18 protein-coding genes are annotated in these 24,338 nt (G+C 62.3%); 11 read left to right on the top strand and 7 right to left on the bottom strand.

What is annotated here, in order from left to right; translation table 11 throughout:
- Positions 1-24: 24 nt before the first annotated feature.
- The 5 genes from J3D60_RS20930 to aspA form a co-directional block, all read right to left on the bottom strand.
- Complete coding sequence (locus J3D60_RS20930; RefSeq protein WP_065946485.1) at positions 25-1,017, bottom strand: AraC family transcriptional regulator; 993 nt, start codon at positions 1,015-1,017, stop codon at positions 25-27.
- Positions 1,018-1,065: 48 nt separating this feature from the next.
- Positions 1,066-5,622, bottom strand: coding sequence for a hypothetical protein (locus tag J3D60_RS20925; RefSeq protein ID WP_253492647.1), 4,557 nt, complete (start codon positions 5,620-5,622; stop codon positions 1,066-1,068).
- A 116-nt stretch (positions 5,623-5,738) separates the two neighbouring features.
- On the bottom strand, positions 5,739-6,716 hold the full coding sequence (locus tag J3D60_RS20920) for an asparaginase (protein ID WP_253492646.1): 978 nt from the start codon (positions 6,714-6,716) through the stop codon (positions 5,739-5,741).
- Between the two features lie 77 nt (positions 6,717-6,793).
- On the bottom strand, positions 6,794-8,239 hold the full coding sequence (locus tag J3D60_RS20915) for a sodium:alanine symporter family protein (RefSeq protein ID WP_253492645.1): 1,446 nt from the start codon (positions 8,237-8,239) through the stop codon (positions 6,794-6,796).
- 391 nt (positions 8,240-8,630) lie between these two features.
- Positions 8,631-10,055: an aspartate ammonia-lyase gene (gene aspA / locus J3D60_RS20910; RefSeq protein WP_025854459.1), complete on the bottom strand. Its 1,425-nt coding sequence runs from the start codon at positions 10,053-10,055 to the stop codon at positions 8,631-8,633.
- 182 nt (positions 10,056-10,237) lie between these two features.
- Between aspA and J3D60_RS20905 the strand changes: the two genes are divergently transcribed.
- From J3D60_RS20905 to J3D60_RS20885, 5 genes are all read left to right on the top strand, one after another.
- On the top strand, positions 10,238-11,146 hold the full coding sequence (locus J3D60_RS20905) for a LysR substrate-binding domain-containing protein (RefSeq protein WP_053127569.1): 909 nt from the start codon (positions 10,238-10,240) through the stop codon (positions 11,144-11,146).
- Positions 11,147-11,454: 308 nt separating this feature from the next.
- Entirely contained in the window at positions 11,455-11,946 is a 492-nt protein-coding gene (gene purE / locus J3D60_RS20900; protein WP_003176980.1) for a 5-(carboxyamino)imidazole ribonucleotide mutase, read from the top strand.
- 11 nt (positions 11,947-11,957) lie between these two features.
- Positions 11,958-13,043, top strand: coding sequence for a 5-(carboxyamino)imidazole ribonucleotide synthase (locus J3D60_RS20895; protein ID WP_027608240.1), 1,086 nt, complete (start codon positions 11,958-11,960; stop codon positions 13,041-13,043).
- Positions 13,044-13,148: 105 nt separating this feature from the next.
- On the top strand, positions 13,149-13,394 hold the full coding sequence (locus tag J3D60_RS20890; RefSeq protein WP_005792540.1) for a GlsB/YeaQ/YmgE family stress response membrane protein: 246 nt from the start codon (positions 13,149-13,151) through the stop codon (positions 13,392-13,394).
- Positions 13,395-13,471: 77 nt separating this feature from the next.
- Entirely contained in the window at positions 13,472-14,008 is a 537-nt protein-coding gene (locus tag J3D60_RS20885) for a DUF3299 domain-containing protein (protein WP_065937956.1), read from the top strand.
- Between the two features lie 13 nt (positions 14,009-14,021).
- Here the strand turns inward: J3D60_RS20885 and J3D60_RS20880 are convergent, their stop codons facing one another.
- A complete protein-coding gene (locus J3D60_RS20880) occupies positions 14,022-14,921 on the bottom strand; it encodes a D-hexose-6-phosphate mutarotase (RefSeq protein ID WP_253492644.1) in 900 nt (299 codons plus the stop codon).
- Positions 14,922-14,978: 57 nt separating this feature from the next.
- Positions 14,979-15,383 (bottom strand): acyl-CoA thioesterase, encoded by a 405-nt coding sequence (locus J3D60_RS20875; RefSeq protein ID WP_003176975.1) that lies wholly within the window; start codon positions 15,381-15,383, stop codon positions 14,979-14,981.
- 408 nt (positions 15,384-15,791) lie between these two features.
- Between J3D60_RS20875 and J3D60_RS20870 the strand changes: the two genes are divergently transcribed.
- From J3D60_RS20870 to phoU, 6 genes are all read left to right on the top strand, one after another.
- Positions 15,792-17,081: an MFS transporter gene (locus J3D60_RS20870; protein WP_027608244.1), complete on the top strand. Its 1,290-nt coding sequence runs from the start codon at positions 15,792-15,794 to the stop codon at positions 17,079-17,081.
- Between the two features lie 267 nt (positions 17,082-17,348).
- Positions 17,349-18,335: a phosphate ABC transporter substrate-binding protein PstS gene (locus tag J3D60_RS20865; protein ID WP_016978637.1), complete on the top strand. Its 987-nt coding sequence runs from the start codon at positions 17,349-17,351 to the stop codon at positions 18,333-18,335.
- Positions 18,336-18,719: 384 nt separating this feature from the next.
- A complete protein-coding gene (locus J3D60_RS20860) occupies positions 18,720-20,753 on the top strand; it encodes an ABC transporter permease subunit (RefSeq protein WP_174556989.1) in 2,034 nt (677 codons plus the stop codon).
- A 15-nt stretch (positions 20,754-20,768) separates the two neighbouring features.
- Positions 20,769-22,439 carry a phosphate ABC transporter permease PstA gene (gene pstA, locus J3D60_RS20855; RefSeq protein WP_065926747.1) on the top strand — a complete coding sequence of 557 codons (1,671 nt, stop codon included), beginning with the start codon at positions 20,769-20,771 and terminating at the stop codon, positions 22,437-22,439.
- 133 nt (positions 22,440-22,572) lie between these two features.
- Positions 22,573-23,406, top strand: coding sequence for a phosphate ABC transporter ATP-binding protein PstB (gene pstB, locus J3D60_RS20850; protein WP_027608247.1), 834 nt, complete (start codon positions 22,573-22,575; stop codon positions 23,404-23,406).
- A 70-nt stretch (positions 23,407-23,476) separates the two neighbouring features.
- Positions 23,477-24,238 (top strand): phosphate signaling complex protein PhoU, encoded by a 762-nt coding sequence (gene phoU / locus J3D60_RS20845; protein ID WP_065937962.1) that lies wholly within the window; start codon positions 23,477-23,479, stop codon positions 24,236-24,238.
- The last annotated feature ends 100 nt before the right edge of the window (positions 24,239-24,338 follow it).

The following is a 24,338-nucleotide window of genomic DNA, read 5'->3' as shown; positions in this document are numbered from 1 at the left end:
TCGCCCCATGTGGGGGCATGCGACTCAAGCGCGGAACTGACTCGGTGCCACGCCGCTCCAGCGTACGAAGGCGTGCCTGAAACTTGCGGTTTCACTGAAGCCCAACTGCTCGGCGATGCGATAGATCGGCAGTTGGTCCTCGCCCAGCAACTGTTTGGCCCGCTCGAAGCGTAACTCGTCCAGCAGTTCCTGATAGCTGCAACCCAGGTCATGCAGATGCCGGCGCAAGGTGCGCGGCGAACAGTTCATCTGCCCGGCCAGGCCATCGATGCCGGGGGCGGCGTTCAATTGGGCGGCCAGCAATTGGCGTACCCGGCCGAGCCAGGCCTGGCGCCCGGTGAATTCAGTGTTCTGTTTGCGGCAGCGCTCGGCCATGGCGCGGTGGGTGATGGGGTCGGCCAGCGGCAACGGCTGGTCGAGCCAGCGCCGGTCGAAAGCGAAGGCATTGGCGCTGGCAGCGAAGGCAAGAGGGCAATCGAAGTGCTCGGCATAGCGTGCGCGATAGTCGGGGGCGCGGTGTTCGAAACGCGCACCGAGCAACGGCAGGGCATGGCCCAGCAGATCGTCACAGATGACCTTCAACGACACCAGGCAGAACTCGACATTGAAGGTGGCCAGCGCCGGGTTTTCCCGATACCCGTCGGCGGTGAACCAGATGCGCTGGCCGTCGTCTTCCAGGCTCAGCTCGAAAAGTGTTCCCAACAGCGCCGGATAGCGCAGGGCCAGGCGCAAAGCGTCACCGAAGGTGGCACTGGTCAGCAGCGCGTAGCCGAGCATGCCGTAGGATGACACGTGCATGCGCCGGCCCAACTCCAGGCCGATATCGCGGCGCAGGGCCACGGCATTGGCACACACGCGCATCTCCTGGTTGGTGGTGATGCGCGTGTCGGCGCGGTTCAGGTCGGCGCCGCAGATACCGCTGCCGGCCAGCAGCACGTCGCGGCTCACGCCCTCGGCCCTGAAGGTGTCGAGTACCAGGGAGACGGCGTTGAGCGTAGTCAGGTGCGAGTGCAGCATGGGGGAGTCCTGCCAGGGTTTGCCCAGAGGCAGCAAGGAGTGTGCCGTCTACTTGTGGTCAAAAAATAGCCGTTTGGCCGCCTCCAGGCTGATCTCGCTGCGGTAATAGTCGATTTGCTGCTGCTCGTTCAGGCCTTTGACCGAGTCGGCCGCCGAGCCCTGGCGATATTCATGGGTGGTTTTCAACCGTGCGCTGAGGTAGGCCTTGGCAGGCGTCCAGTCGGTCGAATAATGAAAGTGCGCGTACCAGAGCACTTGATGAGTCGCGCGCTCGGTGATGATGTATTCGTCCAGGTAGTCCGGTGTGCTGCTTTTGAGCCGGCGACGCCTCACGGATTTCTTGATGACGATCTCGTCGCGCTCGCTCAGCCATTCGACGCCTTTGGTGGTTGGGGGGTGCTGTTTGATCATGCGCGTCATGCTTTCGGATGCGCGCAGGTACAGGTCCTGCGCGGCGTCGTTGAGCTGCTTGCCAAGGGCGGTTGCCGATTGGGTTTGATCGGCTGTGATGGTGCTGTCGGCCAGGGCCTGCTCGATGTGCCGGCTGGTCTCTTCCAGCAGCAACGCGTGACGGTGGTACAGGTATTCGATGCCGACGGCGGTGCGCCCGGCTTGGCGGGTTTGCTCGATGGCCCGTTGCTTGAACGCGGGCAAACCGTCCAGCAACGTGCGGCCCTGCCCGAGGCTGGACTGAAGCTCGGGCACCGCCTGCTCGGTGTGTGCAGGGCTCAGCCGTTGCACCCAGACGTTGGGGCTTTTTTCATGGAAGGTGGCAATGACCTGCCGGGTCAGCGGTGACTTGATATCCACCAGATCGGTTTCAAGGCCGACCGCTGTCAGGCGGGGCTCGCCGATCATCACGCCGTTGTAACGGGTATGGATGAATTTCTTCAAGGGCTTGGGGGGCGTCGGTGGAGGGGTGGGCCGATTGCGCAGGATGTCCCGCTCAGCGTGCAGCTGGGACAGATGGGTCAAGGCCTGCCTGGAGAAATCCTTGACCTGTTTGCGCAGGCGTTCCAGCGGGGAGAGGTGGGTCAGGCTGGAAAACTCCTGGGAGAAGTCCTCCAGGCGTTCGTCAAGGACCTTGAATTGTTCGATCAGGCTGCTCAGGGATTCGATGCGTTCGTCCAGCCGCGCCTCGCTGCGTTCGTTGAGGGTGTCGCGCAGGGCCTGGACCGACAGATCGGCGTTGTCGACAATCTCATTGAGGTTGGCCCAGGCCTGGGGTGCACGGGTCGCGCTGTCCTCCGGCAGGCACAACCTGCGCGCCAGGGTTATCTGCAGGGCCTTGAGGTCGATGCTGGTGTAGGCCGGCAGTTTTTTCCTGGCGCTCTGGATCAACTGCACGCCCTCCTTGGCCAGGGCCTTGAGTTGAGTGAAGCGCGCATGGGTGTAGTCCAGGCGTGTGATCATGTCTTCACTCATCTCGGTCATTTGTCGCGCGTCTTCGACGTACCGCGCCGGGTAATGGGTGTCGGGGTGTTCGAGCTGGTCAAGCACGACCCTGAGCTGGGGGGTGAAGGTGGTCTGGGCCTCCCTGATCGCGGCTTCGGTAAGCTCCAGTTGCGCCCTTATATAACCCAGGGCTTTTTGCTGGTAGTCGGGGACCGGGGTGAACACACTCAGGGTCTTGAGGTGTTGCAGCGCCGCTTCGTAATCCGCGCTCTGCTGGTCGAGGGTGTCCATGTAGTGCTGGCGTTTGACTTCGGCAGCGTTACCGGAGACGTCGGTCATGGCCTGGCGGGCCTGTTGCAGCGCTCTTTGTGCGGTCTTCTTGGCGTTTTCGAAGGCCTCGAGCTTGGCCCGTACTTCCGCGGCCTTGAGGGTCGCTTCCGCTTCGGCTTTGTTGAGCATGCGCTTGGGGCCGCCACCGCGCAGGCGCAGGCGGGTGTCGACGAACCATTGGCCGGCGGCGTTGTGAATCAGCGGCGGTCCGGTTCGATCCGGCTGCCGAGGGTCGATGATGACCACGTTGCCCTCGTCGTCCGCGCTCACTTCAAACCAGCGCTCGCCGACCTGTGCGTAGAGACGCTCGGCGACGCGGGTAAGGTGGCGGGTGGGCCCCGGGCGGGTGTCGACGCTGCTCGCTGCGCCAGGCTGGCTGACTTTGAAACGGTCCAGCACCCGCCCCAGGGTGGCGGGCGACCGATTGAGCGCGCCGCTGGTATGCAGCAGTGGAGTGTGACCCGGTGGGCTTTCATTGCCGGCGATGGCGCCCAGCTGTTTGATCTCGACCCGCTGCCCTGCCGAGGGCTCGGTCGGCCTGGATTCCCGCTCGGGCCGAGCGCCGCGGGGACGCAGACGCGTGCTGATATGCAGGGTAATCGCCATCGACAGGTTCAGCAGTACGTCGGTGACGGTGGTCCATTGGGCGGCGGTGTCGTCCTGCTCCGTGGCCCCGACAAACTGTTGCAACTGATCGACGACCTGCCAGATCCATAGGCCTGTCGCCACGCTGGGGCTGGTAAAGGGCAGCGCGGCATTGAGGAGCGTCCAGCCTGTCTGCTTGAGGGTCGCCCAGCGGTTTTCGGTATTGGAGGTCGACTGGCGGTCGGCCAGCTTGACCAGGGCCTGGGCGTTGGCTTCAAACAGGCCGGCGAGCAGGTCACCCTTGAGTGGGTCTTTGCCCAGGCCGATGGGCCCGCTCATGGTTTCCAGTGTCGAGGCGTCCACCAGAAAATCGGCGACGGCCCAGGGGGAAGGCAATTCTCCCGGGAACACATAGTTGGCGTAAGCATCGCGCGCGCTGTCCGGCAACCAAGCCAGCACCGAACGGCGCAGGTCGGGGGACTGGGCAATGGCGTACATCAGGTTGGTCGGGGACGGATATTGCACCAGGGCCGGCGTGAACAGCGGTCGATAGAGCAGGCAGGGGCCGGCAGCGGGATCTTGCGGGCCGATGACGTACATGTTTTCGACCTCATCGGCAGTGGCGTCGTCCCGCCGTTGCGGGATGAACGCCAGAGGCCGCATGACGATGGTCTGCCCGTCTACTGTGTGATCCGAGGCCTCGGCTTGCATCAGGGCGGCAACGTATCGATAGCCGCGGTCATCGATGCCATCCTGCTGCTGAATCTTGCCCTGCAGGGCCAGCAACGGCAGCTGGATGCGCAGGTGCTGGATGTAGAGGTTCTTTCGCGATGAGGCCTCGCGAGGGATTTCCAGCAGCTTGCTTTTGATCAGCGTCGGGTAGTTCTGGCCGATGTCCACCCGGGAAACGAGGCTCTCGATGTACTCGACGGTCAGCCAGTCCGGCAGATTCTGGCCGTTATGCAGCTGCAAGGTCTTGTTGCCGACCGGGAGGGCGATCAGGTTGTGCAGCGCCAGTTCGGCGAGGTTGAAGGTGGTGGTCTCGGTCATGCCGGGCACCGTGAAAGTTCCCCAGACCACCGGCTGCTGGACTTTCAGGGTGAGCGTATCCAAGGCCAGGGCACCGGCTTGCGGGTGGTCCTTGAGGATTTCCGCCTTGAGGCGATTGAGCGCGTACTGCTCGATGGGCGGGATATCGTCCTGATACGACTTGCCGCCGGTGCTGCTGTTCAGGGACGCGAGGTCCTTGAGATGCCGTGCATAGAAGTTCAGGTCGGACGTCGACGCCTCCTGCAGCCAGCCCGGCAGCGCCTGCTGGTACCACTCGCGGCCGGGACCGGTGGTCAGCTCGGTGGCACCGGGTGGTGGAGCCGTGTCCGGGTGGCGCAGGTCGGAGAGGTCCAGGCTGCCGATGGCCTCGACCTGCAAGGCAATCAGGCTGCAGGCCTGGTGATCGAAAAAATTGCCGTCAGGTTCGAACAGGCGCCATTGCAACTGTGTGCGGGGCGCCGAGGTGTCCAGGCGGGCGGGCAGGCTCTGGCCCAGCTGTGCCAGGGACGCGAACTTCTCATAGCCCTTGAGCAGCGAGTGGGTGAGGATAACGTCTCGCCCGGCCTGCTTGCCGATCAGGACCGACAGCGCGAGCCGGTTGAGGTGGGTCACCTGCGCGCCGTCGACCTGATCGATGTCGAGCAGGTAGGCGTGGCTGGTGTATGGGTCGTCGAGCCGTCGCACATCGTAGGTGGGCGCGTGAAACAACTGGCGCGCCATGGCGCAGTCGCTTTCGTTCCAGCCCGGTGCCTGCCGGACATTCCACACCCCGCGCAATGAGTTGGACAGCTGATGCCAATGGGGGCCGCTGCCGTTGCTTTTGTTCCAGAACGCCAGCTGTTGCTCCTGCCAGGCCGCCAGCATGACGTGGGCCAGGGTATTGAGCAGATGGGCGATGTCACCGATGCGCACCGGCAAATGGGTCGGCGGCTCGGTGAGCGGTTGCTGGGTCAGGAAGTGTTCGCCTTCGATGTACAGGGTCGGTTCGCCGAGCACGGCCTGATCGGTCAGGCTGTCGCTCAGTGTGCGGTAAGCGGTGGTAGTGGCGCAGGCCTGTTCGTCGATGATCTCCCAACCAGGGGTGCCGATCAGGCAGATATCGGGGTCGATTGCCAGTGTGGGGTAGCGGGCCTGCAGCGCCTGGCGCAACAACACCGCCGCCACTTCCCTGAACGACGGGCCTGTTAACAGTTGGGTGAGCAATTCCAGTGGCTGTTGTGAAGCGATTGAGATGGGCGTGGTCATGGGGCATCCCTGTCTTGCCGGTTGATGGGAACGGCCCGAGGTGTTCGCTCGGGTGTTCCATGCTAGGGGCCGGCCAGCCAGGGAAGGGGGTGACTATCTACAGTGCGGCGGTGGGGTCAGCTCAGTTCGCCGCACAGGTCCAGCTCTACCAGTCGCCGGACTTCGGCGATGGACAGCCCGGCCCCGAGCAACGCGTTGAGCTTGCCGAATACCGCTTCACGGGTCATGCCGCCACCTGACAACACGCCCACGCTGCGCAGGCGGCTGCCGGCTTCGTACACATCCAGTTCCACGCCGCCTTCATGGCATTGGGTGATTGCCACGACCACGATGCCGTTTTCTTCGGCGCGCTGGAGGCTGGCAAGAAACTCAGGGTTATCGCTGGGCCCGGTGCCGCTGCCGAAGCATTCCAGCACCAGTGCCTGGATGCCGCTGCCGAGCAATGCGTCCAATTGTGCTGTGGCGATACCCGGTACCAGCGGCAATACGCCGACATTGGCCAGGGCCTTCGGTTGGCGGTAATCCAGCGCGGCGGGCAGCGTTTCGGCCTGGGCCACACCGCCGTTGCGCTGCAGCGCGGCGAACGGATGGCGACCAAAGCTGCGGATCTTCGCGCAGCGGGTCGGGGCCATCAGCGCGCCGTGGAAGTACAGGTGCACGCCGGGTGCCAGGCCCTCGCCCAACGCCAGCAGGGCTCCGCTGACGTTTTCCCAGGCATCGCTGTCGGGTGCGCCGGCAGGCAACATCGAGCCGGTGAACACCACCGGCGCCGGCAAGCCCAACAGCTGGAAGCTCATCGCCGCCGCGCTGTAGGCCAGGGTGTCGGTACCGTGCAGGATCAGCACGGCATCGCAACCGTCATCCACGGCCTCGACCACGGCGGTGCGCAGGCGCTGCCAGTAGGCGGGGCTCATGTTGGCGCTGTCGATCAGCGGGGACATTTCCCGGAAGCGCCAGGCGGGTACTGACACGTTGGCGAGCTGTTCGCGCATGCGCGCTTCAAAACCGGATGTGGGCGCCAGGCCATAGGCGCTGGCCTGCATGCCGATGGTGCCACCGGTGTAGAGCACCATGAGGTTATTGGCTGGGGACATCGAAGATTCTCCTGAACGAAAAACGCCGCCGGGCCCCGAGCATGCCCAAGGCCGGGCGGCGTGTCATCTGTCTACGCTCAGCGTTGCACTTGAGCGTTCAGTTCTGCCGATGCGGCAACGTCCGGTTTTACCGGATTGGCCGGCCAGGCCTTGCGATCCAGGTCCAGGTCTGGGAACTGGCTGGAGTCGAACACCGGGGTCTTGATGCCCGCCGCGCGCTGGTTGTCGTAGTCGTTCAGGATGCGCATGGCGATCTTGAACAGGAACGCCAGGGCGAACAGGTTGACGAAGGCCAGCATGGTCATGGTGATGTCGGCGAAGGCGAACACGGTGCTCAGGTTCTCGATCGAACCCCAGAAAATCAGCACCAGCACCAGCGCGCGATACCCCATCAGCACCTTGCGGTTGTTGCCCACCAGGAAGCGCAGGTTGCTCTCGCCCAGGTAGTAGTTGTACATGATCGAGGTAAACACGAACAACGCCAGGGCCACCGAGATAAACATGCGGCCCCAGTCACCCACTACAGCGGCCAGGGAGTTCTGGGTCAGGGCAATGCCGTCGCCTTCGAAGCCCGGGGTGTAGAAACCGGAGAGCAGGATCAGCAACGCGGTGCAGGTGCAGATCACGAAGGTGTCGAGGAACACGCTGAACGCCTGCACCACGCCCTGGGCGATCGGGTGTTCTACCGAAGCGACCGCGGCCACGTTAGGCGCACTGCCCAAACCGGCTTCGTTGGCGAACACGCCGCGTTTCACACCCATGATGATTGCGCTGCCCACCAGGCCGCCGAAGGCTTGGTCGAGGCCGAAGGCGCTTTTGACGATGGTCGCGAGCATGGCCGGTACGTGGTCGAATTGCAGCACGATCACGTACAGGGTCACGGCGATGTAGACCAGGGTCTTGACCGGTACCAGCAGGTCGGCGATCGAGGCGATGCGCTTGATCCCGCCGATGAACACCAGGCCCAGTAATACCGCCAGGGCCAGGCCGGTGTAGGTGGTGTCCAGGCCAAACGCGTTGTTCAGCGAGTGGGTCACGGCGTGGGCTTGCAGGCCGTTGAAGGCAAAGCCGAAGGTCACCAGCAGCAGGAACGCCATGACCATCCCCAGCCAGCGCTTGTGCAGGCCGTGCTGGATGTAATAGGCCGGGCCGCCACGGTAGGTGCCTTCCGCGTCAGTGCGCTTGTACAACTGGCCGAGGGAGCACTCGATAAAGCTCGAAGACATGCCCACCAGCGCGGTAACCCACATCCAGAACACGGCACCCGGGCCGCCCAGGGTCACGGCAATGCCGACACCTGCGATGTTACCGGCACCGACACGCCCGGCCAGGCTGAGCATCAGCGCCTGGAACGAGCTGAGTTGGTCGGAGCTGTTTTTCAGGCTGTCGCGAAACACCGAAAACATGTGGAAAAAGTGACGCAATTGAACGAAACGCGAGCGGATCGTGAAATAACCGCCGAGCCCGACAATGAGCACGATCAGTACTTTCCCTGAGAGGAAGTCGTTGATGACTTCGAGCATGGAGTGTTCCTCGCTGATTTTTCTAATGGCAAACGCAGGACGGTCCTACCCCTCGCATAGCACCAGGCAGTGCGCGACGGTTCGACCCCAATCCTTTTGCGGGTGTTGTTATTCATGCGCTATCGCGTGTATCCGGGCTCGTTACCGACGGCCGCAGACGCGAAGAGGGGCGGCACTATACCTAGGCGAACGTGATCCGTCTGCTCGGGCTGATTAAAGGTTTCAGCCAAGCTGTTACAGGCAAGGAGGGTTTGCAGGGCGATATTGGATTTTTTATGGGCGTCATTTCACAACCTTGAGGCAAAAAAAAGGGCCTGAAGAACGAGCCTTCAGGCCCTCAAAAGGTGAGAGGTGTCTAGTCCCTCAACCTGGTGAGCGGTGCAACAAACGCTTAGGCCTTCAACGGGACCAGGCGTGGGGCAATCATGTTTTCGGGGCGCAGGATGTCGTCGAGCATGGCGTCGTCGAGCAAGCCTTCTTCGCGCACCAGTTCCAGCACGCCGCGGCCGCTTTCGAGGGCGATACGCGCAATGCGGGTGGCGTTTTCATAGCCGATGTACGGGTTCAGCGCGGTGACCAGGCCGATGGAGTGTTCCACCAGTTCGCGGCAGCGGGCTTCGTTGGCGGTGATGCCGACGATGCAGTGCTCGCGCAGCATGTCCATGGCGCGTTGCAGCAGGCGGATCGAGTCGAAGATCTTGAAGGCGATCAGCGGCTCCATCACGTTCAGTTGCAGCTGGCCGCCTTCGGCCGCCATGGTCAGGGCCAGGTCGTTGCCGATGACTTGGAACGCGACTTGGTTGACCGCTTCCGGGATCACCGGGTTGACCTTGCCGGGCATGATCGAGCTGCCTGGCTGGCGCGCCGGCAGGTTGATCTCGTTGATGCCGGTACGTGGGCCGCTGGACAGCAGGCGCAGGTCGTTGCAGATCTTCGACAGTTTCACCGCGGTACGCTTGAGCATCCCGGAGAACAGTACGAAGGCGCCCATGTCGGAGGTGGCTTCGATCAGGTCGGCAGCCGGGACCACTGGCTGGCCGCTGATAACGGCCAGGCGTTGTACGGCCAGGGCCTGGTAGCGTGGGTCGGCGTTGATGCCGGTACCGATGGCGGTGCCGCCCAGGTTCACTTCGGTCAGCAGCTCTGGCGCCAGGGTTTTCAGGCGGGCCAGGTCTTCACCCAGGGTGGTGGCGAAGGCACGGAATTCCTGGCCGAGGGTCATCGGCACGGCGTCCTGCAATTGGGTGCGGCCCATTTTCAGCACGTGGCTGAATTCGACGCCCTTGGCGGCGAATGCCTGGATCAGGCTGTCGAGACTGGCCAGCAGCGCGTCGTGGCCCAACAGCAGGCCCAGGCGGATCGCGGTCGGGTAGGCGTCGTTGGTCGACTGCGCCATGTTCACGTCGTTGTTGGGGTGCAGGTACTGGTATTCGCCCTTGTTGTGGCCCATGGCCTCCAACGCGATGTTGGCGATGACTTCGTTGGCATTCATGTTGGTTGAAGTGCCGGCGCCGCCTTGAATCATGTCCACCACGAACTCTTCGTGGAAATCGCCGCGAATCAGGCGGGCACAGGCTTCGCTGATGGCCGCGTGCTTGGCTTCGCTGAGCTGGCCCAACTCGCGGTTGGCGTCAGCCGCTGCTTGCTTGACCATTGCCAGGCCGACCACCAATTTCGGGTAATGCGAAATCGGAACGCCCGAGAGGCGGAAGTTATTCACCGCTCGCAGGGTCTGGATGCCGTAATACGCTTGGGCAGGTACTTCGAGTACGCCAAGCAGGTCTTTTTCTGTGCGGAATGATGCAGCGGAGGACATGACGGAAATCATCTCGATATGGACCCGGAACAGGCCGGAACGCTGCGAATGCTAGGCCTGTAGGAAATTTTGGGCCAATGCTGTTAAACACTGGCCTATGCATAAACGGCATAATGTGAGTGTGACCCGGCTATCATGGCGGGCGTGTGTGCCAAAATGGTGCGTACCCGTGGGAGGCAGTGATGAACCTTGAGAGCAAATGGCTGGAAGACTTCAGCGCCCTGGCGGCGACTCGCAGCTTTTCCCAGGCGGCGGAGCGGCGCTTTGTCACCCAGCCGGCGTTCAGCCGACGTATCCGCAGCCTTGAGGCCGCATTGGGCCTGACCCTGGTCAACCGCTCGCGCACGCCGGTTGAGCTGACGGCGGCGGGGCAGTTGTTCCTGGTCACCGCACGTACCGTGGTCGAGCAGCTCGGTGAAGTGCTGCGCCATTTGCATCACCTGGAAGGCGGGCAGGGCGAAGTCATGCAAGTGGCCGCTGCCCACTCCCTGGCGTTGGGTTTCTTTCCGCGCTGGATCGCGCAACTGCGCAACGAAGGCTTGAACATCGCCACGCGGCTGGTGGCCACCAACGTCGGCGATGCGGTGCATGCCCTGCGTGAAGGCGGCTGCGACCTGATGCTGGCGTTCTACGACCCCGATGCGGCGATGCAAATGGACGCCGAAATCTTCCCCTCACTGCACCTGGGCAACACCGAAATGCTCCCGGTATGCGCGGCCGACGCCGACGGCAAACCGCTGTTCGACCTCGAAGGCGAGGGCAGCGTGCCGTTGCTGGCATACAGCGCCGGCGCGTTCCTCGGCCGTTCGGTGCACCTGTTGCTGCGCCAGCGCGCACTGCGCTTTACCACGGTGTACGAAACCGCCATGGCCGATAGCCTCAAAAGCATGGCCCTGGAAGGCCTGGGCATCGCCTGGGTGCCGCAACTGAGCGTGCGTGCCGAACTGGCCCGCGGTGAATTGGTGGTCTGCGGCGGGCCGCAATGGCATGTGCCGCTGGAAATTCGTCTGTATCGCTGCGCGCTGGTGCGCAAGGCGAATGTGCGGTTGTTGTGGCGCAAGTTGGAAGGTGGCGCGGCGCAAAGTACCTGAATGCGATCCCTGTAGGAGTGAGCTTGCTCGCGAAAAACCTGAGAGCGCCGTATCCATTCAGAAGGCCCGCGTCATCGTTGGCGATCTTCGCGAGCAAGCTCGCTCCTACAGGGTCAATAAAACCGCCACTTTGCCCCGCTAGACAGATGGTCATCCCAGGGGCTGTTTATCTGGATTATTACGGTATACTGCGCGGCCTTCGGCCGGTCCAACCGGCCACATTTCGTACAACAAGCCACGCCGGATTTCCCGCGTGGCTTGTTGTTTTTTGACGCGCCTGCGGGCGCCCAGAGAGAAGAGGCACGACGATGAGTGCATTGGTTGGCGTGATCATGGGCTCCAAGTCCGATTGGTCCACCCTTAGCCACACCGCCGATATGCTGGAAAAACTCGGCATTCCGTATGAAGTGAAAGTGGTCTCTGCCCACCGCACCCCGGATTTGCTGTTCCAGTATGCCGATGAAGCAGAATCCCGTGGCATCGAGGTGATCATCGCCGGTGCCGGCGGTGCCGCACACCTGCCGGGCATGTGTGCGGCCAAGACCCACCTGCCGGTGCTTGGCGTACCGGTGCAGTCGGCAATGCTCTCGGGCGTGGATTCGCTGTTGTCCATCGTGCAGATGCCGGCCGGTATCCCGGTGGCCACCCTGGCGATCGGCAAGGCCGGTGCGATCAACGCCGCCCTGCTGTCCGCCAGTATCCTGGGCGCCAAGCACCCGCAGTTCCACGCGGTGCTGAAGAAATTCCGTGCCGAGCAGACAGACAGCGTGCTGGACAATCCAGACCCACGTATCGCCTGAGGGTGTTGACGATGAAAATCGGTGTAATCGGTGGCGGCCAACTGGGCCGTATGCTGGCCTTGGCGGGTACCCCGCTGGGGATGAACTTCGCTTTCCTGGACCCGGCGCCGGACGCCTGTGCGGCAGCCTTGGGTGAACACCTGCGCGCTGACTACAGCGACCCGGACCACCTGCGCCAACTGGCCGACGAAGTCGATTTGGTGACGTTCGAGTTTGAAAGCGTACCGGCCGAAACCGTGGCCTTCCTGTCGCAGTTCGTACCGGTGTACCCGAGCGCCGAAGCCTTGCGCATTGCCCGTGACCGCTGGTTCGAGAAAAGCATGTTCAAGGACCTGGGCATTCCGACCCCAGCCTTCGCCGATATCCAGTCCCAGGCGGACCTGGACGCCGCCGTCGCCAGCATCGGCCTGCCGGCCGTGCTGAAAACCCGCACCCTGGGTTACGACGGCAAGGGCCAGAAAGTCCTGCGCACCGCCGCCGATGTGGTCGGCACCTTCGCCGAACTGGGCAGCGTGGCCTGCCTACTGGAAGGCTTCGTGCCGTTCACCGGCGAAGTCTCGTTGATCGCCGTGCGTGCCCGGGATGGTGAGACCCGCTTCTACCCGTTGGTGCACAACACCCACGACAGCGGCATCCTCAAGCTGTCCGTGGCCAGCACCGATCACCCGTTGCAGGCCCTGGCCGAAGACTATTCCAGCCGCGTGCTCAAGCAGCTGGATTACGTCGGTGTGATGGCGTTCGAGTTCTTTGAAGTCGACGGCGGCCTCAAGGCCAACGAAATCGCCCCGCGTGTGCATAACTCCGGGCACTGGACCACCGAAGGCGCCGAGTGCAGCCAGTTCGAAAACCACCTGCGCGCTGTCGCGGGCTTGCCATTGGGCTCCACGGCCAAGGTCGGTGAGAGCGCGATGCTCAACTTTATCGGCGTGGTACCGCCGGTGGAGCGTGTGATCGCCATCGAAGACTGCCATCTGCATCACTACGGCAAGGCCTTCAAGGCCGGGCGCAAGGTCGGCCACGCCAACCTGCGCTGCAAGGACCGCGCAACGCTGCAAGCGCAGATCCTCAAGGTCGAAGCGCTGATCGCCGAGCAATAACCCGGGGATCGACGGGAACCATTCGGTTATCGCCGTCCTCTGATTGCAGGATGCCAAAGCCTGTCTAGGCTTTGGCATAGCTCACTTCATTCAGAGGGAAATGCCATGGGTATCATCGGAACCATCTTTATCGGCTTGATCGTCGGCCTGCTGGCGCGTTTCCTCAAGCCCGGCGACGACAGCATGGGCTGGATCATGACCATCCTGCTGGGTATCGCTGGCTCCCTGGCCGCGACCTACGGTGGCCAGGCGCTGGGCATCTACCAGGCGGGCCAAGGCGCAGGCTTTATCGGCGCACTGGTCGGCGCCATTGTGTTGCTGGTGATCTACGGCCTGATCAAAAAGAAGTAATCAGCCGACAAAGTCCTCTGCGCTGCGCAGGCGCAGAGGGCTAGAATGCTCGCCACTTGTACTTGCCGAGCCTCTCCATGCGCCGTCTCCTGTTGACTCTCCTTCTGCTGGGCTCTGGCCTGGCCCACGCCGGCGAACTGCCGGAAACCGACTGGCTCGACCTGATGCCGCTGTCGGACCAGAAGGCCCTCGAGGCCATGCCCGAGATCGATCACAACTCCCCCGAAGCCCAAGGCACGTTCACCGACAAAGGTGGCCTGAAGCAGAGCAAAGGCTTGCCGGCGGTGATGTATTCGACCAAGACCGTGGCCGCCATGAACGGCAAGAACATCCGGATCGGCGGCTACCCGGTGCCGTTGGAAACCGACGCCAAGGGGCGCAGCACGCTGTTCTTCCTGGTGCCATACCCGGGCGCCTGCATCCACGTGCCGCCACCGCCGCCTAACCAGTTGGTGCTGGTGCGTTATCCCAAGGGTTTGAAGCTGGATGATATCTACACGCCGCTGTGGGTGACCGGCACGTTGAAGGTGGAGACGGTGAACAACGATTTGGCCGATGCCGCCTATGCGCTGGATGCGGGCAAGGTGCGGGTCGTAAAGGAATCCGATCTATAAGCTTACGCCGGGTTTACAAGGCGATGCCGGTGATGCTCACACCCAGCGTGTGGCTTTCACCCGGCGCCAGCGTCACCACATCATCCAGCACATTCGCCGTCTCGATGCACAGCATGCCCTGCCAGCCATCATCGGCCATGTCGTCGAAAGCCTTGGCGCGTTCGGTCCAGGGATTCCAGATCACGGTGGATTTCGAGCCTTGGCTGGTGAGCTGGATGCGACGCTGCCAGTCCTGATCGAGGATGCTCAGCGACGGGGGCGTATCGAGGTAGATGCGGTCGGTCTCGGCAGTGAAGTGCAGCAGGCCGGACTGGGTTTTCTCGCTCCAGCCATCGGCGGTATCGATGTATACCGAGCCGTCCAGGCCTTCGATCTGCACGTTGCGTACGTCGCTCACGGCGAAGTAGGTGTGCAGCGCCTGGCTGAGCGTGACAGTGCCGTCGCCACGGTTGTGGCTGGTCAGGCGGATGTGCAGTTGATCGTCCAGCAGCAGGCTCAGGCTCAGGTCGACCTGATGGGGCCAGCCGGGGAAGCCGCCTGCAGGAACCGGTAGTTGCAGGTCCACCCGTAGCGTTTCACCTTCAAGGGAGGTGCCGGCCAATGCCCAGGTCGCGGTACGCACGAAACCGTGAGCGCCCGCAGGCTGATCACTTCGGCGCATCGCCTTTACGCTGGACGGGTTGCGGTCGAACACCCCAAACCAGGGCCAGCACACCGGTACGCCGGTACGAATGCCCTTGCCCTTCTTGAACACCGCTTCAGGATTCGGCCAGATCAGCGGCTGCTCGCCTTCGCGGCCGTAACTGAAGAGATGCGCGCCCTGCTGGGCAATCATCAGTTCGGCGCCGTTGTGGCGGATGCGCCAGCAGTCCAGTTCGTCGACTTTCACGGTCTCAACGTGGGGCGTAGGCATAGCAGGCACTCTCAATGGCAGGCAATGGGGCAATTGACCGTCAAAACCCCGCGAGGTTTAACGCGCGCGCGATGGCACCGAGCGTGTGCGGCCGCTGCCATCGATAGCGACAAATACAAACACCGCCTCGGTGACCTTGCGCCATTCGCTGGACAGCGGGTCGTCGCTCCACACTTCGACCATCATCTGGATCGAGCTGCGGCCGATTTCCAGGGCCTGGGTATAGAAGGACAGTTGCGCGCCCACGGCCACCGGCACCAGGAACGCCATGCGGTCAATGGCCACGGTGGCCACACGCCCGCCTGCGACCTTGCTGGCCATGGCGGTACCGGCGAGGTCCATCTGCGCGACCAGCCAGCCGCCGAAAATATCGCCAAAACCGTTGGTTTCACGCGGGAGCGCGGTGATTTGCAGGGCGAGATCGCCTTGCGGGATAGGATCTTCTTGTTCGAGTTCGATCATGCCGGGGGGCCTCTGACCCGTGACGCTTTTATAGGTGGAGCAAGGTGGATAGCCGACTGTTAGAAAAACGTTTCAGCACAAACATACTCCGTTCGATACGTTTCTCGTAAGGCGTACTAAAGGGAAACTCTGCCAAATCGGCTGGATGGCACCCAACGACGTTTTGGCGCAGCAGCCCCTCAAGCCTGGGGTTCTTGCGCTTGCAAGGGCCGAGTATATCGAGACCCTGGCGCCACGACGACCTCCCGGCGCTCATTTGGTCGGTAAATAGCTGCTGTATCGCGGCTTTTGCGCGCAACTGTTCTCCTGGCGCTGTGCTTTTACAAGCGATTTGCTATCTTGCCAGACCGCCGCCGGTCCCGGGCGTGTCGTCCTTACCAAGCTGACTACTATAAGAGAAGCCTTGCCATGTCCTCCGTGCCTGCAAGCAGTGCGCAACCGTCGCGCCCGCTGACCCGCAACGACTACAAAACCCTGTCGCTGTCTGCCTTGGGCGGGGCGCTGGAGTTTTATGACTTCATCATTTTCGTGTTTTTCGCCACCGTGGTCGGAAAACTGTTCTTCCCTGTCGATATGCCCGAATGGCTGCGCATGATGCAGACCTTCGGCATCTTCGCCGCCGGTTACCTGGCACGCCCGCTGGGTGGCATCATCATGGCGCACTTCGGTGACCTGCTGGGCCGCAAGAAAATGTTCACCCTGAGCATCTTCATGATGGCCGTGCCGACCCTGATCATGGGCCTGCTGCCGACCTACGCGCAGATCGGCCTGTGGGCACCGGTCCTGTTGCTGTTGATGCGCATCATCCAGGGCGCAGCGATTGGCGGTGAAGTCCCCGGCGCCTGGGTGTTCGTCTCCGAGCACGTACCGCCGCGCCATATCGGCTACGCCTGCGGCACCCTGACCAGCGGCCTGACCGCCGGGATCCTGCTGGGCTCGCTGGTCGCTACCGCGATCAACACTATTTACAGCCCTGAGCAGGTCTCGGATTACGCCTGGCGCATTCCGTTCCTGCTCGGTGGCGTGTTCGGCCTGCTGTCGGTGTACCTGCGCCGCTGGCTGCATGAAACGCCGATCTTCGCCGAGATGCAGCAACGCAAGACCCTGGCCGCCGAGCTGCCATTGCGTGCCGTATTACGTGACCACCGCGGCGCCATCGTGTTGTCGATGCTGCTGACCTGGCTACTGTCGGCCGGCGTCGTGGTGGTCATCCTGATGACCCCGACCGTGCTGCAGACCATCTACCACTTCAGCCCGACCGTTGCACTGCAAGCCAATAGCCTGGCCATCGTGACGTTGAGCCTTGGCTGCATTGCCTCCGGCGCCCTGGCTGACCGTTTTGGTGCCGGGCGTGTACTGGTAAGCGGTTGCGCCTTGCTGCTGGCGACCTCCTGGACGCTGTACCACAGCCTCATGACCCACCCGGACTGGCTGTTCCCGCTGTACGCCTTGACCGGCCTGTTCGTCGGCACCATTGGCGTGGTGCCTTACGTGATGGTGAAAGCCTTCCCGCCCGTGGTGCGCTTCAGTGGCCTGTCGTTTTCCTACAACGTGGCCTACGCCGTGTTCGGCGGGCTGACGCCGCTGGCGGTGTCGCTGCTGATGAAGGAAAGCCCGATGGGCCCGGCTTACTACGTGGCTGTCCTGTGCGTGATGGGGATGGTGGTGGGTGGGTATCTGTGGAAGCGCGGGCGGTAACCCCGTTTAGCGCTTTTACCGGTAACCATGTGGCGAGGGAGCAAGCTCCCTCGCCACATGTCTTGCGTTTTATAACAATTACAGCTTGTTTCCAAGAAGTCACTTAGTCGCTCTAACCTCCTCGTACGTCCCGACCTTCTCTCCTTTTGTTGTGTGATCTCCAATGCTGGCCTTTCATCCAATTGTCATATTTCAGACATAGAGTGTTCACACGGCCTCTCGATACTTGGCCCCGATCCAACTATCCCTATCTGCTAGGAGCAAGGCATGAAACTGAAACGTTTGATGGCGGCAATGACTTTTGTCGCTGCTGGCGTTGCGACCGCCAACGCGGTGGCCGCAGGTGTTGATCCGGCAATCCCGGCTTACGTCAAGACCACTGGTGTGTCGGGCAACTTGTCCAGCGTCGGTTCCGATACCCTTGCCAACCTGATGACCCTGTGGGCCGAGGGTTACAAAAAGGAATACCCGAACGTCAACATCCAGATTCAAGCTGCCGGCTCCGCCACCGCGCCACCTGCGCTGACTGAAGGCACCTCCAACCTGGGCCCGATGAGCCGCAAGATGAAGGACACCGAACTGGCGGCCTTCGAGCAGAAGTACGGCTACAAGCCAACCGCGATCCCGGTTGCCGTGGATGCCCTGGCCGTGTTCGTGCACAAGGACAACCCGATCCAGCACCTGACCATGGAACAAGTCGACGCGATCTTCTCCTCGACTCGCCTGTGCGGTGGCAAAGCCGATGTGAAAACCTGGGGTGACCTGGGTGTGACCGGCGACCTGGCCAACAAGCCAGTGCAACTGTTCGGCCGTAACTCGGTATCCGGCACCTACGGCTACTTCAAGGAAGAAGCCCTGTGCAAAGGCGACTACAAGCCTAACGTGAACGAACAACCCGGCTCGGCTTCGGTCGTGCAGTCGATCAGCTCTTCGCTGAACGGCATCGGTTACTCGGGCATCGGCTACAAGACCGCCAGCGTGAAGACCGTGGCCCTGGCCAAGAAAGGCAGCACTGACTTCATCGAAGACAGCGAAGAAAACGCCTTGAACGGCAAATACCCGCTGTCGCGTTTCCTCTACGTTTACGTCAACAAAGCCCCGAACAAGCCTCTGGCCCCGCTGGAAGCCGAGTTCGTGAAACTGGTTCTGTCCAAACAGGGCCAGGAAGTTGTGGTCAAGGACGGCTACATCCCACTGCCAGCCAAGGTTGCCGCCAAGGCCTTGGCTGACCTGGGTCTGAAAGAAGGCAACTGATTGCCTCTGCGGGGCCGGAATACCGGCCCCGCATCCGAATTTTCTAGTCCGCTGCCAGCCCTGCTTCGCGGCGGATTTGTTGCGTCACTGCACTGTCATCTTTCTGTCATACAGGATCGCTAGGGTGTGCGCATGAATGATCTGGCCAATTCCACCATGACGACAACTTCTCCCCCCAAGCGCATTGATTTCAATACGCCTGAGCTGCAACGCAAGCGCCGTATTCGCGCGCTCAAGGATCGCCTGACCCGTTGGTACGTGCTGGTGGGCGGCCTCGCCGTTCTGGGTGCGATCACCCTGATCTTCTTTTTCCTCGCCTACGTGGTCGCGCCACTGTTCCAAGGCGCCTCGCTGACCAAGGAAGACGCACTGACGCCCGCCTGGATGCAGGACGCCGGCAAGCCGTTGTTGATCTCCCTGGAAGAGCAGAACCAAGTCGCCATGCGGGTTTCCGACAAGGGCCAGGCGCTGTTCTTTGACGTCACGAGCGGTGCCGAACTCAAGCGTGTCGACCTGCCGCTTGCGCCCGGCGTGAGCGTGGCTTCCATCGGTGAAGACCAGCCGGGCAGCCCGCTGGTGATCCTCGGTTTGTCCAATGGCCAGTCCCTGGTATTCCGTCACACCTATAAGGTGTCGTACCCGGACGGCAAGAAAACCATCACGCCTGCGATTGAATACCCCTACGGTGAAACGCCGATCGTGCTCGACGATGCCGGCCGCCCGTTGGAGCATGTTGCCCTCAACGCCACTGATACGTCGCTGGTGGTGGCAGGCTCGGCCGGTTCGCACTTGAACGTGCTGACCCTGAGCCGCGAAGAAAACATGATGACCGGTGAAGTCACCAGCGAGCAGAAGCGTGTCGAGCTGCCGCAAATGACCGAGCCGGTGAAGGCGATCTTCATCGATCCGCGCCAGCAGTGGCTGTACGTGATCAACGGGCGTGCCCTGGCGGATGTGTTCAGCCTGCGCGACAGGAGCCTCAACGGTCGCTACAAATTACTGGAAGATGGCACTGCCGAAGTCACCGCCAGCACCCAGTTGGTGGGCGGCATCTCGCTGATCGTCGGTAACTCCAAAGGCGGCCTGGCCCAGTGGTTCATGGCCCGAGACCCGGATGGCGAGCAGCGCTTCAAGCAGATCCGTACCTTCCAGATGGGCACCGCGCCCATCGTGGAAATCACCGCCGAAGAGCGGCGCAAAGGCTTCACCGCCCTCGACGCTTCCGGCAAGTTCGGCGTGTTCCACAGCACCGCCCACCGCACCCTGCTGGTGGATCCGGTGGTCGACGGCCAGGGCGTGTTTGGTATGTCGCCGCGCGCCAACCGCGTGATCGTCGAAGCCGGCGGCAAGCTGCAGCCGCTGCTGCTGGACAACCCGCACCCGGAAGTGTCCTGGAGCGCGTTGTGGAGCAAGGTCTGGTACGAAAACTACGACGAGCCTAAGTACGTCTGGCAATCGACCGCTGCCAACACCGACTTCGAACCCAAGATGAGCCTGGCGCCATTGACCTTCGGTACCCTGAAGGCGGCGTTCTACGCCATGCTGCTGGCGGCGCCACTGGCGGTTGCCGCGGCGATCTATACCGCTTACTTCATGGCCCCGAGCCTGCGCCGCAAGGTCAAGCCGGTGATCGAACTGATGGAAGCCATGCCGACGGTGATCCTTGGCTTCTTCGCCGGCCTGTTCCTGGCGCCGTATGTCGAAGGGCATCTGCCGGGGATCTTCAGCCTGCTGATGCTGCTGCCGATTGGCATCCTGGTGGCCGGGTTTGTCTTCAGCCGCCTGCCTGAATCCATCCGCCTGCGGGTTCCCGATGGTTGGGAAAGCGCGATCCTGATCCCGGTGATCCTGTTCGTGGGTTGGCTCTCGCTGTACATGAGCCCGTACCTGGAAACCTGGTTCTTCGGCGGCGACATGCGCATGTGGATCTCCCACGACCTGGGCATTACCTACGACCAGCGCAACGCCCTGGTGGTCGGCCTGGCCATGGGCTTTGCGGTGATCCCGAACATCTACTCCATCGCCGAAGACGCCGTGTTCAGCGTACCGCGCGGCCTGACCCTGGGTTCCCTGGCCCTGGGCGCCACACCGTGGCAGACCATGACCCGCGTGGTGATCCTGACCGCCAGCCCGGGCATCTTCTCGGCGCTGATGATCGGCATGGGGCGCGCCGTGGGCGAGACCATGATCGTGCTGATGGCCACCGGTAACACGCCGGTGATGGAGATGAACCTGTTCGAAGGCCTGCGCACCCTGGCGGCCAACGTCGCGGTGGAAATGCCCGAGTCGGAAGTCGGCGGCAGTCACTACCGCGTGCTGTTCCTCTCGGCGCTGGTGCTGCTGCTATTCACCTTCATCATGAACACCCTCGCCGAGCTGATTCGTCAGCGTCTGCGCAAGAAATACTCGTCGCTTTAAGAAAGGTAGAAGTCTGTGAAACAGAACTCCCTGAATGGATGGTTCAAGAGCGGCGCTCCCGGCGTCTGGATCAGCGGTGGCGCGGTGTCCATCGCGGTCATCATGACCATTGGTTTGCTGGCCGTGATTGCCGTGCGTGGCCTGGGCCACTTCTGGCCGGCCGACCTGATCCAGGCCAACTACAACGTGCCGGGCCAGGAAAACCATATCGTCATCGGCGAAGTGGTGCAGAAAGAAGAAGTGCCGCGCGAGCGCCTGAAAAGCGCGGGCCTGCCGGTGCCCGATGCGGGCCCTGAATTCATGACCCGCGAGCTGATCAAGGTCGGCAACCGCGATCTGAACGGCAACGACTTCACCTGGATCGTCGGCGAGTGGTTGAAGGACCAGAGCACGCCGAAGAACCTGATGACCATCGAACGTCGTGAGTGGGGCAACTTCTACGGCACCCTGGTCAACGTCAAGCAGGATGGCAAGGTCATCGCTGAAGGCGAGGCCGCGTGGCCGGAGCTGCAAGCCCGCGTGGACCGCGTGAACAAGCTGGCGGCCCAGCTCAAGACCCTGGAGAAGTCCGACATCGGCGCGATCAACGCCGGCCTCGAGCGCATCCGCCTGCATGGCCGCAAACTGGAGCTGGAAGGCAAGCTCGACGCGGCCGCCCAGGCCGACATGGATGCCGACCGCGCCGAGCTGAACGCCCGCTACCAGGACATCGAAGCGCGCCTGGCCGACCTGCACGCCCAGTTCAACCGCGACGCCTTGACCGCTCGCGATGGCAACGGCAAGGAAATTGAAATCGGCATCGGCAAGGTGGTGCACGCCTACCAGCCGAACGCCATGGGGACCGTGACCAAGATCGGTTTCTACGTCAGCAAGGTGTGGGAATTCCTCAGTGATGACCCGCGGGAAGCCAACACCGAAGGCGGGATATTCCCGGCGATCTTCGGCACCGTGATGATGACCCTGATCATGGCGATGATCGTGACCCCGTTCGGCGTGCTGGCGGCGGTGTACCTGCGTGAATACGCCAAGCAGAACACCCTGACGCGCATCATCCGCATCGCCGTGAACAATCTGGCGGGTGTACCGGCCATCGTCTACGGCGTGTTCGGCCTGGGTTTCTTCGTGTATGTATTGGGTGGCTCGGTCGACCGTCTGTTCTTCGCCGAAGCGCTGCCGGCACCGACCTTCGGTACACCGGGCCTGCTCTGGGCCTCGCTGACCCTGGCGCTGCTGGCGGTACCGGTGGTGATCGTGGCCACCGAAGAAGGCCTGGCACGGATCCCTCGTACGGTACGTGAAGGCTCCCTGGCGCTGGGCGCGACCAAGGCGGAGACGCTGTGGAAGATCGTGCTGCCGATGGCCAGCCCGGCGATGATGACCGGCATGATCCTCGCCGTGGCCCGCGCCGCCGGTGAAGTGGCGCCGCTGATGCTGGTCGGCGTGGTGAAACTCGCCCCGTCGCTGCCGCTGGACGGCAACTACCCGTATCTGCACCTGGACCAGAAGATCATGCACCTGGGCTTCCATATTTATGACGTCGGCTTCCAGAGCCCTAACGTCGAGGCCGCACGGCCGCTGGTATACGCCACTGCCTTGCTGCTGGTGCTGGTGATCGCCACGCTCAACCTGTCGGCGGTGTGGATTCGTAACCACCTGCGCGAGAAGTACAAGGCGCTGGACAGCTGATCTGAATTGAACGCGGACTTATTTGTGGGAGGGGGCTTGCTCCCGATTGCGGTGTGCCAGCCAGCACACATGTTCCTGATGCACCGCTATCGGGGGCAAGCCCCCTCCCACACAACAGCACAGGGAGCATCCCATGCAACACGACACCCATTCCCACGGCATCAACATGTCTGCCCTGGGTCGCGACAAACAGAGCCTGAGCCTGGCCCAGGAAACCGTGGCCATCGAAGTACCGGGCCTGAGCCTGTACTACGGTGACAAGCAGGCACTGTTCGACGTCAGCATGAACATCCCCAAGCAGCGCGTGACCGCCTTTATCGGCCCGTCGGGCTGCGGCAAGTCCACGCTGCTGCGTACCTTCAACCGCATGAACGACCTGGTGGACGGTTGCCGCGTGGACGGGGCCATCAACCTCTACGGCACCAACATCTACCGCAAGGGCGAAGACGTGGCCGAACTGCGTCGCCGTGTGGGCATGGTGTTCCAGAAGCCTAACCCGTTCCCCAAGACCATCTACGAAAACGTGGTCTACGGCCTGCGCATCCAGGGCATCAACAAGAAACGCATCCTCGACGAAGCGGTTGAGTGGGCCCTTAAAGGCGCGGCGCTGTGGGACGAGGTCAAGGACCGCCTGCATGAGTCGGCACTCGGCCTGTCCGGCGGCCAGCAGCAACGCCTGGTGATCGCGCGGACCATCGCCGTGGAACCGGAAGTGCTGCTGCTCGACGAACCGTGCTCGGCACTCGACCCGATCTCGACGCTGAAAGTCGAAGAGCTGATCTACGAGCTCAAGTCCAAGTTCACCATCGTTATCGTGACCCACAACATGCAACAGGCGGCGCGGGTTTCCGACTACACCGCGTTCATGTACATGGGCAAGCTGGTGGAGTTCGGCGATACCGACACCCTGTTCACCAATCCGGCGAAGAAGCAGACCGAAGACTACATCACCGGTCGCTACGGCTAGGAAGCTGTGGTTCTGATTGCACTGACGCTGCGGTTCTCCGCACCTTACCGGACGCTCCAAGGACGCCAACATGATTAGCAAAGAAGGCCTTACCCACCATATCTCCGCGCAGTTCAACGCCGAGCTCGAGGAAGTGCGCAGCCACCTCCTGGCGATGGGCGGGCTGGTGGAGAAGCAAGTCAACGATGCCGTTACTGCGCTGATCGAGGCCGACTCGGGCCTGGCCCAGCAAGTGCGCGAGATCGACGACCAGATCAACCAGATGGAACGCAACATCGACGAAGAATGCCTGCGCATTCTCGCCCGTCGCCAGCCGGCAGCCTCCGACCTGCGCTTGATCATCAGCATTTCCAAGTCGGTGATCGACCTCGAGCGGATCGGCGACGAAGCCACCAAGATTGCCCGCCGTGCGATCCAGCTATGCGAAGAGGGTGAAGCGCCGCGCGGTTATGTCGAAGTGCGTCATATCGGCGACCAGGTGCGCAACATGGTCCGGGATGCCCTGGATGCCTTTGCGCGCTTTGACGCCGAGCTGGCATTGTCGGTAGCGCAGTACGACAAGGTCATCGACCGTGAATACAAGACCGCCCTGCGTGAGCTGGCCACCTACATGATGGAAGACCCGCGCTCTATCTCGCGGGTCTTGAGCATCATCTGGGTGCTGCGCTCCCTGGAGCGGATCGGCGATCACGCGCGCAATATCTCGGAACTGGTGATCTACCTGGTGCGCGGTACCGACGTACGGCACATGGGCCTCAAGCGCATGAAGGCCGAAGTTGAGGGTTCAGCCGATCAAATCCCTAATGTTCCGGGCGAATCTGACGATAAGTAAGGTTGCCCGAGAAATTAACGCCCGGCCTCTGGTCGGGCGTTTTCGTTTGTGGCGCCTGAATTTTTTGCGAATCGGGTAAAAGAAAGTCCGAACGTGACTA

Source organism: Pseudomonas sp. S3E17, assembly GCF_024168685.1.
Lineage (GTDB): Bacteria > Pseudomonadota > Gammaproteobacteria > Pseudomonadales > Pseudomonadaceae > Aquipseudomonas > Aquipseudomonas marginalis.
This window is presented reverse-complemented; position numbering and strand designations above follow the sequence as displayed.